This window comes from Streptomyces sp. V2I9 (assembly GCF_030817475.1).
Taxonomy (GTDB): domain Bacteria; phylum Actinomycetota; class Actinomycetes; order Streptomycetales; family Streptomycetaceae; genus Streptomyces.
Map to the genome: position 1 here is coordinate 6,126,817 of NZ_JAUSZJ010000002.1, position 14,129 is coordinate 6,140,945.

Below are 14,129 nucleotides of genomic sequence, written 5' to 3' on the forward strand. Positions count from 1 at the left end.
TGCTTCTCCTGTGGCTTCACGCGGGCGGCCGCACGGCCGCGCAGGTCAGTTGGACGGCGTCGGGCGGCCGGGCTGCTCGCCGCCGCGCTCCTTGATGTACGTCTCGGTGGGAACCATCACCTTGCGCCGGAAGACGCAGACCACGGTGCCGTCCTGCTTGTAGCCGCGGGTCTCCACGTACACGATCCCGCGGTCGCTCTTCGACTTCGACGGCGTCTTGTCCAGCACGGTCGTCTCGCCGTAGATCGTGTCGCCGTGGAAGGTCGGCGCGATGTGCTTCAGCGACTCGACCTCCAGGTTGGCGATGGCCTTTCCGGAGATGTCCGGCACCGACATGCCGAGCAGCAGCGAGTAGATGTAGTTGCCGACGACGACGTTCTTCCCGAAGTCGGTCGTCTTCTCCGCGTAATTGCTGTCCATGTGCAGCGGGTGGTGATTCATGGTCAGCAGACAGAAGAGGTGGTCGTCGTACTCCGTGACCGTCTTTCCGGGCCAGTGCTTGTAGACGGCGCCGACCTCGAATTCCTCATACGTGCGTCCGAACTGCATGATCAGGCCTCCGGGGCTTCGAACTTGGAGGTGCGCTGCATTCCGGCGGCCCGGCCCTTGCCGGCGATGACCAGGGCCATCTTGCGGCTGGCCTCGTCGATCATCTCGTCGCCGAGCATCGCGGAGCCCTTCTTGCCGCCCTCCTCGGAGGTGCACCAGTCGTAGGCGTCGAGGATCAGCTCGGCGTGGTCGTAGTCCTCCTGCGAGGGCGAGAACACCTCGTTGGCGGCGTCGACCTGGCCGGGGTGCAGCACCCACTTGCCGTCGAAGCCGAGGGCGGCGGCGCGGCCGGCCACCTCGCGGTAGGCGTCCACGTCCCGGATCTGGAGGAACGGGCCGTCGATCGCCTGGAGGTCGTGGGCGCGGGCGGCCATCAGGATGCGCATCAGGATGTAGTGGTAGGCGTCCGCCGGGTAGCCGGGCGGCTGCTGGCCGACGACCAGGGTCTTCATGTTGATGGAGGCCATGAAGTCGGCCGGGCCGAAGATCAGCGTCTCCAGACGGGGCGAGGCCTCGGCGATGTCGTCGATGTTCACCAGGCCCTTGGCGTTCTCGATCTGCGCCTCGATGCCGATCTTCCCGACCTCGAAGCCCATCGTCTTCTCGATCTGGGTGAGCAGCAGGTCCAGCGCCACGACCTGCTGGGCGTCCTGGACCTTCGGCAGCATGATGCAGTCGAGGTTCGGGCCCGCGCCCTCGACGACCGTGACGACGTCCCGGTAGGTCCAGTGCGTGGTCCAGTCGTTGACCCGCACGACGCGGGTCTTGCCGCTCCAGTCGCCGTTGTTGAGCGCGTCCACGATGTGGTGGCGCGCGCCCTCCTTGGCGAGCGGGGCGCAGGCGTCCTCCAGGTCCAGGAAGACCTGGTCGGCCGGGAGGCCCTGGGCCTTCTCCAGGAAGCGCGGATTGGAGCCCGGCACGGCCAGACACGAACGGCGCGGGCGCAGCCGGTTGACCGAGGGGGTGGGCGTGGTCATGCGGGGACCTCCAGAGGGTCGAGCTTGTTCGCTTTCCGGATCTCGTCGACGATACGGCCGATGATCTCGGTGATGCCGAAGTCCTTCGGGGTGAAGACGGCGGCCACACCGGCTCCGATGAGCGCCGCGGCGTCGGCCGGCGGGATGATGCCGCCCGCGATCACCGGGATGTCCGCGGCCCCGGCCTCGCGCAGCCGGCGCAGTACGTCGGGCACCAGCTCCGCGTGCGAGCCGGACAGGATGGACAGGCCCACGCAGTGCACGTCCTCGGCGAGCGCGGCGTCGGTGATCTGCTCGGGCGTCAGCCGGATGCCCTGGTAGACCACCTCGAACCCGGCGTCCCTGGCCCGTACGGCGATCTGCTCGGCCCCGTTGGAGTGCCCGTCGAGGCCCGGCTTGCCGACCAGCAGGCGCAGCCGTCCCACACCGAGGTCGGCGGCGGTCCGGGTGACCTTCCCCCGGACCAGGGCGAGCGTGCTGCCCGGCTCGGCGGCCACCGCGACCGGGGCCGAGGAGACCCCGGTGGGGGCGCGGAACTCGCCGAAGACGTCCCGCAGCGCCCAGGACCACTCGCCGGTGGTGACGCCCGCGCGGGCGCACTCGACGGTGGCCTCCATCATGTTCTCGGTGCCCGCCGCCGCCTTCTTCAGCGCGGCCAGCGCCTCGGAGGCGCGCGCCTCGTCGCGGTTGTCGCGCCATTCGTGCAGCGCGGCGACGACCCGCGCCTCGTTCTCGGGGTCGACCGTCATGATCGCGCCGTCGAGGTCGGCCGTGAGCGGGTTGGGCTCGGTGGACTCGTAGATGTTGACGCCGACGATCTTCTCCTCGCCGCCCTCGATGCGGGCCCGCCGCGCCGCGTGCGAGGCGACCAGCTCGGACTTGAGGTAGCCGGACTCGACGGCCGCCATCGCGCCGCCCATCTGCTGGATGCGGTCGATCTCCGCCAGCGACTCCTCGACCAGGGCGTCCACCTTGGCCTCGATGACGTGCGAACCGGCGAAGATGTCCTCGTACTCCAGCAGATCGCTCTCGTGCGCCAGCACCTGCTGGATGCGGAGCGACCACTGCTGGTCCCAGGGCCGGGGCAGTCCCAGCGCCTCGTTCCAGGCCGGCAGCTGCACCGCGCGGGCACGGGCGTCCTTGGAGAGGGTGACGGCCAGCATCTCCAGGACGATGCGCTGGACGTTGTTCTCCGGCTGCGCCTCGGTCAGGCCGAGGGAGTTGACCTGGACGCCGTAGCGGAAGCGGCGCTTCTTGGCGTCGGTGATGCCGTACCGCTCGCGGGTGACGCGGTCCCAGATACGGCCGAAGGCGCGCATCTTGCACATCTCCTCGATGAAGCGGACGCCCGCGTTCACGAAGAACGAGATGCGGGCGACCACGTCACCGAACTTCTCCTCGGGCACCTGGCCCGAGTCGCGGACCGCGTCGAGCACCGCGATGGCGGTGGACATGGCGTACGCGATCTCCTGGACCGGGGTGGCCCCCGCCTCCTGGAGGTGGTAGCTGCAGATGTTGATCGGGTTCCACTTGGGGATGCGGTTGACCGTGTACGTGATCATGTCCGTGGTCAGCCGCAGCGAGGGCACCGGCGGGAAGACGTGCGTCCCGCGCGAGAGGTACTCCTTCACGATGTCGTTCTGCGTGGTCCCCTGCAGCTTGGAGGTGTCGGCCCCCTGCTCCTCCGCGACCACCTGGTAGAGCGCCAGCAGCCACATGGCGGTCGCGTTGATCGTCATCGAGGTGTTCATCTGCTCCAGGGGGATGTCCTGGAACAGCCGCCGCATGTCACCGAGGTGCGAGACGGGAACACCGACGCGGCCCACCTCGCCGCGGGCGAGGATGTGGTCCGGGTCGTATCCGGTCTGCGTCGGCAGATCGAAGGCGACCGAGAGACCCGTCTGGCCCTTGGCGAGGTTGCGGCGGTACAGCTCGTTGGACGCTTCGGCGGTCGAGTGACCGGCGTACGTCCGCATGAGCCAGGGCCGGTCCTTCTGACGTTCGTTCATCGGAGAACCTCAGACGTTGCGGAAGCGGTTGATGGCGTCGATGTGCTGCTCGCGCATTTCCTGGTCGCGCACGCCCAGGCCCTCGCGGGGGGCCAGCGCCAGGACGCCGACCTTGCCCTGGTGCAGGTTGCGGTGGACGTCGTACGCCGCCTGGCCGGTGTCCTCCAGGGAGTACGTCTTGGAGAGCGTCGGGTGGATCTTGCCCTTGGCGATGAGGCGGTTGGCCTCCCACGCTTCACGGTAGTTGGCGAAGTGGGAGCCGATGATGCGCTTCAGGGACATCCACAGGTAACGGTTGTCGTACTCGTGCATGTAGCCCGAGGTGGAGGCGCAGGTGGTGATCGTGCCGCCCTTGCGGGTGACGTAGACCGAGGCGCCGAAGGTCTCGCGGCCCGGGTGCTCGAAGACGATGTCGATGTCCTCGCCGCCGGTGAACTCCCGGATGCGCTTGCCGAAGCGCTTCCACTCCTTGGGGTCCTGGGTGCGCTCGTCCTTCCAGAACTTGTAGCCCTCGGCGTTGCGGTCGATGACCGCCTCCGCGCCCATGGCCCGGCAGATCTCGGCCTTCTCGGGGCTGGAGACGACGCAGATCGGGTTGGCGCCGCCGGCCAGCGCGAACTGGGTGGCGTAGGAGCCGAGTCCGCCGCTGGCACCCCAGATCAGCACGTTGTCGCCCTGCTTCATGCCCGCGCCGTTGCGCGAGACGAGCTGGCGGTACGCGGTCGAGTTGACCAGGCCGGGGGCGGCGGCCTCCTCCCAGCTGAGGTGCTGGGGCTTGGGCATCAGCTGGTTGGACTTGACGAGCGCGATCTCGGCGAGGCCGCCGAAGTTCGTCTCGAAGCCCCAGATGCGCTGCTCGGGGTCGAGCATCGTGTCGTTGTGGCCGTCGGAGGACTCCAGCTCGACCGAGAGGCAGTGCGCGACGACCTCGTCGCCCGGGTTCCAGGCGTTCACGCCGGGGCCGGTGCGCAGGACGACGCCCGCCAGGTCGGATCCGATGATGTGGTACGGCAGGTCGTGGCGCTTGGTCAGCTCGCTGAGCTTCCCGTACCGCTCCAGGAAGTTGAACGTCGAGACCGGCTCGAAGATGGAGGTCCAGACGGAGTTGTAGTTCACCGAGCTGGCCATCACGGCGACGAGGGCCTCACCGGGGCCGAGTTCGGGGACCGGGACGTCGTCCAGGTGGATCGACTTGCGGGGGTCCTTGTCACGGGACTCCAGCCCCGCGAACATCTCCGCCTCGTCCTTGTGCACGGTGATCGCGCGGTAGGACTCGGGGAGGGGCAGGGCCGCGAAGTCCGCGGCGGTGCTGTCCTGCGACTGGATCGCGTCCAGGATTTCCTTCACGGTGTTGCCTCCGATGATGCGCGTCGAGGGAACGCTTGAGGGGCCCTGCTGGCAGGGGGTGCTATGTGGAGGTGTTGCCGTCGGTTCGGCGGGTGGAGCTCGGCTTTGCCCGGTGGAGCAGAAGGGTGCCTGTGACGCAGGCGTCCGGGCGCGCAGCGCGGTGGTTGCGGGGACAGCCGGCGTACGTGTGAGGTCTCAGCACGCCGGCCGCCCGGACACCATCAACGTATGGCACTCCGTGACACCTGACAAGGCACCCAGTGCCAACAATTTCTCTCACTTGTCATCTCGTAGGCACGCATGAGCAACACGATGGGCGTTACGAGACGTTCTGTCCTGCTGGCAGGCGGTCACCGCCCCGCGCGGTACACATACGGCGTCGTCGTGGCGAGCGCCGTGAAACCGAGCCGGACCAGGATCGGGGCCGACATGGCGCTCGCGTCGACCTGGAGGAAGCGGAAGCCCTTGTCGGCGGCGATCCGCGCGCGACGGGCGACCAGCGTCCGGTAGAGGCCCCTGCCCCGCCACGCGGCGACCGTGCCGCCGCCCCAGAGCCCGCAGAAGTCCGTGCCGGGGTACAGCTCCATCCGGGCCGAGCTGACCGGCTCCCCGCCCGCCATGGCCACCAGGGCGACGACCTCGTCCGGAGCCCGCTCCAGCCGCGTCAGCACCTGGTGGCGCAGCCGCCCCGCGCCCGTCCCGAACGCCCGCTCGTGGGCCAGGACCATGAGATCGACCCCGGCCGCGTCGGTCACCGGAAGGAGATCGATCCCCTCGGGCGGCTCCGCCCCGCGCACCGGGGCCAGCGCCTCCACGGGGGCGACCAGCAGGGTCTCCGTCGCCTCGGGGACGAACCCGGCCGCCCGCAGCCGCTCGCCCAGGTCGGCCGGGCCGTCGTGGGAGTAGAGCTTCCATTCGAACTCCTCGTGGCCGAGGGCTCCCCAGTGCGCGATCTGGGCCGCGATCGCCGCGTCGGCCCCCTCGGCGTCCAGCCGCGGGTCCGACCAGACCACCCCGTTCCAGTCGTCGGGCCCGCCGACCTGGCGGACCAGGGGCCCGGCGCGCTCGACGCGTACGCCGGGCCCGTCCGGGCGGGCGTGCTCCCGCAGGTCGCGGTCGAACAGGTCGCGGATCTCGGTAGGTCGCATCCGCGCACCTCAGCACGGCGACGGATGGAGGGCCACCGGATTTCGGCCGACTCCGCACCGCACGCCCCGCCGGGAGAGTCGAAAACGCGGCGCGGGGCACATGGTGCGACAACAAGTGATCTTGGAGCGACGACGGAACAAGGGATGGGGCACCGATGGCGATACCGATCCGCCGCAGACACGGCGACCGGCGAGGGCGGGCCTCGTTCGACCTCCGGCGCACCTCCTTCGGCTTCGCTCTGATCGCCCTGATCCTCGCGGGCGGCGGCGTGACGCTCCGGGCGGCCTGGCACAGCGCCGCCCGCCACCCGTTCATCGCCGTCCTCGTGGCCCTCCCGCTGCTGGCCGCGGCCGTCCTGGTGCTGCGCCGCCGCCGGCGCGCCCGCCGGGTCGCGGAGGCCGTCACCGAGGCCGCGTACGGCATCGTCGAGGTGGGCCTCGCGGAGCTGGACGCCGCCGAGGCGGCCCGCGCCGAGGCCCGCGTCGCGCCCCCGGAACCGGCCACCCACCCCGTCGACCTCGCCCGACTGGACCCGTACGCCTTCGAGGAAGCCGTCGCCGAACTCTGCCGCCGCGACGGCTGCGCCGACGCCGAGGTGGTGGGCGGCGCCGGCGACCTGGGCGCCGACGTGGTGGGCACCACCCCGGACGGCCGCCGCCTCGTCGTCCAGTGCAAGCGCTACGGGGAGGAGAACCGGGCGGGATCGCAGGACCTCCAGCGCTTCGGCGGCACCTGCTACGCCGTGCACGCGGCGGGCGTGGCGCTCGTCGTCTCCACCGGCGGCTTCACCCAGCCCGCCCTCGACTACGCCGAGCAGTGCGCCATCCTCTGCTACGGCCCCGAGGAGCTGGCCGCCTGGAGCGAGGGCGCCGCACCACCGCCCTGGGAGGCCGTGACCCCCGCCGAGCGGCTGGACGCCGAGATCAGCGGTCCTTGAGCGCCTGCTGGATCGTCCGCATGACCTCGTCCAGCGGGGCATCGGTACGCGCCACCGCCACCAGCACCTCGCCGTCCGCGGCCACCGACGCGGCCGGCCGCTCCGGCTCGTTCCCCGCGGTGCGGCCCGCCCCGATACCGGTGCCGAAGGTGTCGCGCACGATGGCGAAGGCGCGGTCGAGCTGGGCTTCCACGTCCCCCTGGCCGCCCGCCCGCAGCCAGCGGCGCAGCACATGGTTGTGCGCGGTGACCACGGCGGACGCGGCGACCTCCGCGAGCAGCGGGTCGTCGTTGCCCACGTGGTGGTCGCGCTCGTCGAAATGGCCCAGGAGATAGCGGGTGAACAGCCGCTCGTAGCGGGCCACCGACGCGATCTCGGCCTCCCGGAGGGTCGGTACCTCACGGGTCAGTTTGTAACGGGCCACGGAGACCGCGGGCTTGGCCGCGTACATCTTCATGACCTCCTTGATGCCCCGGCAGACGGTGTCGAGCGGATGCTCGTGCGCGGGGGCGGCGTTGAGCACCGCCTCGGCCCTGACGAGGGTGTCGTCGTGGTCCGGGAAGATGGCCTCTTCCTTGGAACGGAAGTGCCGGAAGAAGGTCCTGCGGGCGACGCCCGCGGCGCCCGCGATCTCGTCGACGGTGGTCGCCTCGTACCCCTTCGTGGCGAAGAGTTCCATCGCGGCCGCGGCCAGTTCACGGCGCATCTTGAGCCGTTGGGCGGCCGCCCGCGTCCCCGCAGTGGTCTCCGGGGCGTCGGTCGCGGTGGTGGCACGGGGTGACTTGGCGGGCTGGGACATGGCATGAACGTAACCCATCGGTGCGGGAGAGCGCGCCTGCGGGGGCGGGCCGCCGGGCGGTCCCAGCAGCCCGCCCCACCCGGCTCCCGGATCAGCGACGGGCATATTCGCGGAAGCCGCGCCCCGTCTTGCGACCGAGGCAGCCCGCGGCGACCAGGTGCTCCAGCAGCGGCGCGGGGGCCAGGCCCGGATCGCGGAACTCCTGGTGCAGCACCTTCTCGATGGCCAGCGAGACGTCCAGGCCGACCACGTCGAGCAGTTCGAACGGCCCCATCGGGTAGCCGCCGCCCAGCTTCATCGCCGCGTCGATGTCGTCCAGCGAGGCGTAGTGCTGCTCGACCATCTTGATCGCGTTGTTGAGGTAGGGGAACAGCAGCGCGTTCACGATGAACCCGGCCCGGTCACCGCAGTCCACCGGGTGCTTGCGGATCTTCGCGCAGACCGCGCGGACCGTGGCGTGCACGTCGTCGGCGGTCAGGACGGTACGGACCACCTCGACCAGCTTCATCGCCGGGGCCGGGTTGAAGAAGTGCATCCCGATGACGTCCTCGGGGCGGGTGGTCGCCCGCGCGATCGCGACGACCGGAAGCGAGGACGTGGTGGTGGCGAGCACCGCACCCGGCCGGCAGACCTTGTCCAGCGTGGCGAACAACTGCTGCTTGACCTCCAGGTCCTCGGCGACCGCCTCCACGGCGAGATCGACCTCGGCGAACGCGTCCAGCGAACCGGCCGCCGTGATCCGGGCCAGCGTCTCGTCGCGGGCCTCGGCGGTCAGCCGCCCCTTGGCCACCGACCGCTCCAGCGACTTCGCGATCCGCCCCTTGGCGAGATCCGCCTTCTCCTGGCTCCGGGCCGCCAGCACCACGCCGTACCCGGCCTTCGCGAAGACCTCCGCGATCCCGGACGCCATGGTGCCGGAGCCCGCGACGCCCACCGACGCCACCGCGCGCCCCGCGCCCGCCTCGGCGCCGGCCGCCGGGGTCAGCGCGTCCGGCACCACGTCCTGGCCGCCCGGAGCGTCGTACGTGTAGAAGCCGCGCCCGGCCTTGCGGCCGGTCAGGCCGGCGCTGCTGAGCTGCCCGAGAACGGGGGCCGGGGCGTGCAGCCGGTCGTGGGACTCGGCGTACATGGCCTCCAGGACCGTACGGGCGGTGTCGATCCCGATCAGGTCGAGCAGGGCGAGGGGGCCCATGGGCAGCCCGCAGCCCAGCTTCATCGCCGCGTCGATGTCCTCACGGGAGGCGTAGTTCGCCTCGTACATCGCGGCGGCCTGGTTGAGGTAGCCGAACAGCAGGCCGTCCGCGACGAAACCGGGCCGGTCGCCGACCGCGACCGGCTCCTTGCCCAGCTCGCGGGCGAGCGCGGTGACGGCCGCGACGGCGGGCGGCGCGGTCAGCACCGAGGAGACCACCTCGACCAGCTTCATCACCGGCGCCGGGTTGAAGAAGTGCAGGCCGAGCACGCGCTCGGGACGCTGCGACTCGGCGGCCAGCCGGGTCACCGACAGGGCGTTGGTTCCGGTGGCCAGGATCGCGGTGGGGGAGACGATCGCGTCGAGCTCCCGGAACACCTGCTGCTTGATCTCGTACGACTCGGGCACCACCTCGATGACCAGCTCGGCGTCGGCGGCGGCCCGCAGCGAGTCCGAGGTACGGAACCGGGCGAGTGCGTCGGCCCGCTCCTGCTCGGTGATCCGCCCACGGCTCACGGCGCGCGCGGTGGACGCTTCGAGGGAGGCGACGGCCCCGAGGGCGGCCGCCTCGCTGATGTCGATGCCGATGACCTCGCGGCCCGCGCGGGCCAGGACCTCGGCGATACCGGCGCCCATGGTGCCGAGGCCGACGACGGCGATGGTGGAAAGAGGGGTGTCCATCACGGGACTCCAGGGTGAGTGACGACTGGGGGAGCACGGCGCGCGCGGCGATGAGGGAGCGGCGCGTGGCGTACGGAGCTGCGTGTCGTGGAGCAGGGCGCGCGGGGCGCACGGAAGCTGCGTGTCGTGGAGTGCGGGGCCGAGGCGCGACGGCGCGCCCGGCCGTGAGGGGTGACGGACTCTGTCCCGGAGTCGCGTCGCACAGGAAGCCGAACCGACAAGCACTCCGGTGGCTGCGTCACCAGGCCACCGGAGCCTGCGGGGAGTTGGCCCCGCTCAGATGAGATTAACCGGCGGGTAACGAGCGCGCCACCCCTGGGTCCGTGTGCCCTGGACCACACGGGCTCCGCGAACCCGTCCCGTACACAGTGTGTCCGTCGATACGCTGAGCGTCATGGATGAGGAGTTCCGTTCGCTCATGGACCGGCTGGAGCCCGAGGCGGCCGGGGCGCCGCAGTACGCCCGGCTCGTCGCCGTCGAGGACCCCGAGGAGCTGGCACGGGTCCTGGTGGAGCCGCGCCAGCCGCTGTGGGCCCGCGAGATAGCCGCCTTCCGGCTCGGCTGCGCGGGTGACCGGAGGGCCTTCGAGGCGCTGGTGCTCCTGCTCAACCACCGCGACCCGGAGCGCTGCGTCTCCGCCGCCCACGCCCTGTACCTCCTGCGCGACCCCCGCACCCCGCGCGCGGCCGCCGCCCTCGCCACCAACACCCTGCGCACCGCCTACGCCCTCTACCCGGTGCGCCTGCTGACCGACCTGCGGGCCCCCGAATCGGTTCCCGCCCTGGTCGAGACCCTCGGCCGGCTGCTGGCCCCCGGCGACCCCCACTGGCGTGTCGCCCTCGCCTGCGTGGAGGGCCTGGGACGACTCGCCGACGAACAGGCCCGCCCGGTCCTCACGGCGGCCCTCCCGCACCCCCGCGTCGGCGCGGCCGCGGCGGCGGCGCTCAGCCGGCTGCCGGGGCAGTGAGCGCGCGGACATAACGCACCTCGGACACCGGGGCACCGCCCGCCAGGAACGTGTCCTCGCCCCCGTCCGGCCGGAACCCGGCACGCTCGTAGAAGCGCCGCGCGGCCGTGTTCTCCCGGAGCACCCACAGCGCCATGCCCGTGTGCCCGGCGGCGGCCGCCCGGGCGGTCAGCTCCGTCAGCAGGGCCCGCCCGGTGCCGGTCCCGATGTGCTCGGGCAGCACGTAGATCGCGTACAGCTCGCAGCGGGCGGACCGGCGGTCCTCGGCGCGGTACGGCCCGATGCAGGCCCAGCCGGTGACGGTGCCGTCCGGCCGTTCCGCGACCACGTTCACGGTCTCGCCGCGTTCCTCGAAGTACCTGCGCCGCATCCCGGTCTCCTCGGCGATGTCCATCGCGTCCAGGTACGGCTGCGGAATCATGCCCCGGTACGCGTGCCGCCAGCCGCGCACCCGGACGGCGGCGACGGCCGCGCAGTCCTCGATCCGCATGTCGCGGACGGTGGTACCGGGGGGATGCGGGGGAGTGCCGGAGTGCCTCATGCCGGGCCATCCTCGCGTGCGCCCCGCACATTCGCGCGCCCTTTTACGGCGGGGCGCCCCCGCGGCCGGTGAGGGAACCGGCCGCGGGGGCGGTCCGGCCGGGTCAGCGGCGGAAGCCGAGCAGGCCGTGCAGCCGGCTGCCCTCGCTGTTGTCCACCGACTGGGCCGCCGCCTTCTCGGCGGGCAGCGGCTTCGGCTCCGGCAGGGCGGCGCAGACCGCGTCCGCCTCGCCCCGGCCGCGCGGGACCGTGCCGTCGGTCAGATAGGCCGTCAGATGCGCGTCCAGGCAGGCGTTCCCGCTCAGCGTGATGCCGTGGTTGCCGCCGCCCTCCTCCACGACGAGGCTGGAGCCCTTGAGCTTGCGGTGCATGCTGACCGCGCCGCCGTACGGGGTGGCCGCGTCGTCGGTGGCCTGGAGGATGAGCGCCGGGGGCAGCTGCCGGTTGTTCACCGGGACCGGGCGCAGCGGCTCCACCGGCCAGTTCGCGCACGGCGCGTTGTACCAGGTGTTGTTCCAGGTCATGAACGGCGCCTTCTCGTGGATGCGCCGGCTGTCGTTGCGCCAGGTGCTCCAGTGCTCGGGCCAGCCGGCGTCGCGGCACTGGACGGCGGTGTAGACCGAGTAGCCGTTGTCGCCGCTCGCGTCCACCGCGCCGAAGTTCTCGTACACCTCCACCAGCGCGTCGGCGTCCCGGTGCTTCACGTACGCGGCGAACGCCTCGGCGAGGTAGGGCCAGTAGCCGTTGTAGTAGCCGCCGGGCAGGAAGGCGTCCTCCAGCTCGCTCGCGCCGACCGTGCCGCCCGCGGGCTTCCGCGCCACGTCCGCCCGCATCCGGTACCAGGTGGCCTCGACACGGGCCGGGTCGGTGCCCAGGCCGTACGCGGCGTCGTTCTGCGCGACCCACGCGGCGAACGCCTTGTGCCGGTCGTCGAAGGCGTAGTCCTGGCCGAGGTTGCCCTCGTACCAGACGTCGTCCGGATCGACGACCGAGTCCAGGACCAGGCGGCGCACCCGGTCCGGGTACAGCTTGGCGTAGACCGCGCCGAGGTAGGTGCCGTAGGAGTAGCCGAAGTAGTTGATCTGCCGTGAGCCCAGCGCCCGGCGGATCACGTCGAGGTCCTTGGCCGCGCTGACCGTGTCCATGTACGGCAGTACGTCGCCGTGCTTCTCGCCGCAGGCGCGGGCGAACGACTCCGCCCGGTCGCGGTTGATCCGCTCCGCGCGGTAGGAGGCGGGCACCGTGTCCGGGCGCACCGGGTCGAAGTGGCCCGGTACGCAGTTCAGTGCGGGGGTGCTCTTGCCGACCCCGCGCGGGTCGAAACCGATCACGTCGTACTGCGCCGCCACCTTCTTCGGCAGCGAGGAGGCCACGAACCCCGCCATCGACAGGCCGCTGCCGCCCGGACCGCCCGGATTGACCAGCAGCGGGCCCTGGAAGGTCTTCGCGGTGTGCGGGACGCGGGACAGGGCGAGCGTGACCTGACGGCCCGAAGGGCGGCGGTGGTCCAGAGGCGCGCGGACCTTCGCGCACTGGAGCGTCGGGTAGCTCTCGGTGGGACAGTCGGTCCACTTCAGCCGAGGGGCGGGCGGCGCGCTCGCGGTGGTGGCGGCGGCCGGGCCGGGCGCGGCGGTCAGCAGACCGGCGACGGTCGCACCGACGGCGACCAGAATTCCTGCACGTTTCGTCATGGGGCCTCCCGGAGTGGCGGGACGCGGCGCCGGATCACCGGTCCCCGCCGCATGCTCCCCGAATCGCGCGGCGGAAGGGCCCGTTCCGCGCGGATGGGGCCCGTAGGTCACGCCATCGGCCGCACGAGCCGGTCCGGCTCGTGGCCCGCCCCGAGGCTCTCCCCGTGTCTTCAGAGCAGGGTCAGCTGGGTCGGGCCGGGCTCCGAAGCGGTGGCCGTGGGAGGGGCCGGAGAGACGCGGCGGGACTCGCCCCGGTGGGCGGGGCCGATGCCGTACGCGTCCGCCAGCTCGTGCACCTGGCGCGTGATGCGGCGCTGGTACCAGGTGGGGGCGTACGCCCCGTCCGCGTACATCCGCTCGTAGCGCTCCACCAGGTGCGGGTGGTGCTGCCCCAGCCAGTGCAGGTACCACTCGCGTGCGCCGGGCCGCAGATGCAGGACGAGCGGGGTCACCGAGGTCGCCCCCGCGTCCGCGACCGCCGCGACGGTGGCGCGCAACTGCTCCGGGCGGTCGCCGAGGAACGGGATGACCGGGGCCATCAGGACGGAGCAGCCGATCCCGGCGTCGGTGAGGGCCCGCACCACGTCCAGCCGGCGGTCGGGGGAGGGTGTTCCCGGCTCGACCGTGCGCCACAGTTCCCGGTCGGTGAAGCCCACGGAGACCGAGACACCGACCTCGGCGACCTCGGCGGCCCGGCGCAGCAGCTCCAGGTCGCGCAGGATCAGCGTGCCCTTGGTCAGGATCGAGAACGGGTTCGCGCGGTCGCACAGGGCGGAGATGATGCCCGGCATGAGCCGGTACCGGCCCTCCGCCCGCTGGTAGCAGTCGACATTGGTGCCCATGGCGACGTGCTCGCCCCGCCAGTGCCGGGATCCCAGCTCCCGCTGGAGCAGTTCGGCGGCGTTGGTCTTGACGACGATCTGGGAGTCGAACCCGATGCCGGTGTCCAGGTCCAGATAGCTGTGGGTCTTGCGGGCGAAGCAGTACACGCAGGCGTGTGTGCAGCCCCGGTAGGGGTTCACCGTCCATTCGAACGGCATCCGCGAGGCTCCGGGCACCCGGTTCAGGATCGAACGGGCCCGGATCTCGTGGAAGGTGATGCCCCGGAATTCGGGGGTGTCGAACGTGCGCGTGGTCACCGCGTCCGCGGCGAAGAGCGCGCTGTTCCCGGCCGTCGAGTTCTTCTCGACCAGATTGTCCCAGCGCATGGACGCCTCCTCGGTAGCACTCCTCGCAGAATAGAACATGTGTTCCCATGATCGTGCGAGGTGTGGCCGCACGTGGCTCGCGG

At 71.7% G+C, this 14,129-nt stretch carries 12 protein-coding genes; 2 read left to right on the forward strand and 10 right to left on the reverse strand.

All coding sequences use genetic code 11. From position 1 onward, the window contains the following. Window positions 1-45: 45 nt before the first annotated feature. From QFZ71_RS26720 to QFZ71_RS26740, 5 genes are all read right to left on the reverse strand, one after another. The gene (locus QFZ71_RS26720; RefSeq protein WP_307670698.1) at window positions 46-549 is read right to left on the reverse strand and encodes a MaoC family dehydratase; all 504 of its coding nucleotides are present in this window, start codon (window positions 547-549) and stop codon (window positions 46-48) included. Between the two features lie 2 nt (window positions 550-551). Next, window positions 552-1,526 (reverse strand): CoA ester lyase, encoded by a 975-nt coding sequence (locus QFZ71_RS26725; RefSeq protein ID WP_307670699.1) that lies wholly within the window; start codon window positions 1,524-1,526, stop codon window positions 552-554. Further along, a complete protein-coding gene (locus QFZ71_RS26730; RefSeq protein ID WP_307670700.1) occupies window positions 1,523-3,535 on the reverse strand; it encodes a protein meaA in 2,013 nt (670 codons plus the stop codon). The genes QFZ71_RS26725 and QFZ71_RS26730 overlap by 4 nt, the downstream gene beginning before the upstream one ends. A 9-nt stretch (window positions 3,536-3,544) precedes the next feature. Then, a complete protein-coding gene (gene ccrA, locus QFZ71_RS26735; RefSeq protein WP_307670701.1) occupies window positions 3,545-4,882 on the reverse strand; it encodes a crotonyl-CoA carboxylase/reductase in 1,338 nt (445 codons plus the stop codon). Window positions 4,883-5,232: 350 nt separating this feature from the next. Further along, a complete protein-coding gene (locus tag QFZ71_RS26740; RefSeq protein ID WP_307670702.1) occupies window positions 5,233-6,030 on the reverse strand; it encodes a GNAT family N-acetyltransferase in 798 nt (265 codons plus the stop codon). A gap of 155 nt (window positions 6,031-6,185) precedes the next feature. On the opposite strand from QFZ71_RS26740, the gene QFZ71_RS26745 reads away from it, so the two are divergent. After that, the gene (locus QFZ71_RS26745) at window positions 6,186-6,968 is read left to right on the forward strand and encodes a restriction endonuclease (protein ID WP_307670703.1); all 783 of its coding nucleotides are present in this window, start codon (window positions 6,186-6,188) and stop codon (window positions 6,966-6,968) included. Here the strand turns inward: QFZ71_RS26745 and QFZ71_RS26750 are convergent. Together QFZ71_RS26750 and QFZ71_RS26755 are read right to left on the reverse strand one after the other, a co-directional pair. Further along, a complete protein-coding gene (locus QFZ71_RS26750) occupies window positions 6,955-7,767 on the reverse strand; it encodes a TetR family transcriptional regulator (RefSeq protein WP_307670704.1) in 813 nt (270 codons plus the stop codon). The genes QFZ71_RS26745 and QFZ71_RS26750 overlap by 14 nt on opposite strands. Before the next feature lie 91 nt (window positions 7,768-7,858). Further along, the gene (locus tag QFZ71_RS26755; protein WP_307670705.1) at window positions 7,859-9,640 is read right to left on the reverse strand and encodes a 3-hydroxyacyl-CoA dehydrogenase family protein; all 1,782 of its coding nucleotides are present in this window, start codon (window positions 9,638-9,640) and stop codon (window positions 7,859-7,861) included. A gap of 394 nt (window positions 9,641-10,034) precedes the next feature. Between QFZ71_RS26755 and QFZ71_RS26760 the strand changes: the two genes are divergently transcribed. Continuing rightward, window positions 10,035-10,607, forward strand: a complete 573-nt coding sequence (locus QFZ71_RS26760; protein ID WP_373465158.1) for an adenylosuccinate lyase — start codon at window positions 10,035-10,037, stop codon at window positions 10,605-10,607. Here QFZ71_RS26760 and QFZ71_RS26765 read toward each other — a convergent pair. From QFZ71_RS26765 to QFZ71_RS26775, 3 genes are all read right to left on the reverse strand, one after another. Then, complete coding sequence (locus QFZ71_RS26765) at window positions 10,585-11,148, reverse strand: GNAT family N-acetyltransferase (RefSeq protein ID WP_307670707.1); 564 nt, start codon at window positions 11,146-11,148, stop codon at window positions 10,585-10,587. The genes QFZ71_RS26760 and QFZ71_RS26765 overlap by 23 nt on opposite strands. 103 nt (window positions 11,149-11,251) lie before the next feature. After that, window positions 11,252-12,838 (reverse strand): alpha/beta hydrolase, encoded by a 1,587-nt coding sequence (locus tag QFZ71_RS26770; RefSeq protein ID WP_307670708.1) that lies wholly within the window; start codon window positions 12,836-12,838, stop codon window positions 11,252-11,254. Between the two features lie 170 nt (window positions 12,839-13,008). Further along, entirely contained in the window at window positions 13,009-14,046 is a 1,038-nt protein-coding gene (locus QFZ71_RS26775) for an Rv2578c family radical SAM protein (RefSeq protein ID WP_307670709.1), read from the reverse strand. Window positions 14,047-14,129: the final 83 nt, after the last annotated feature.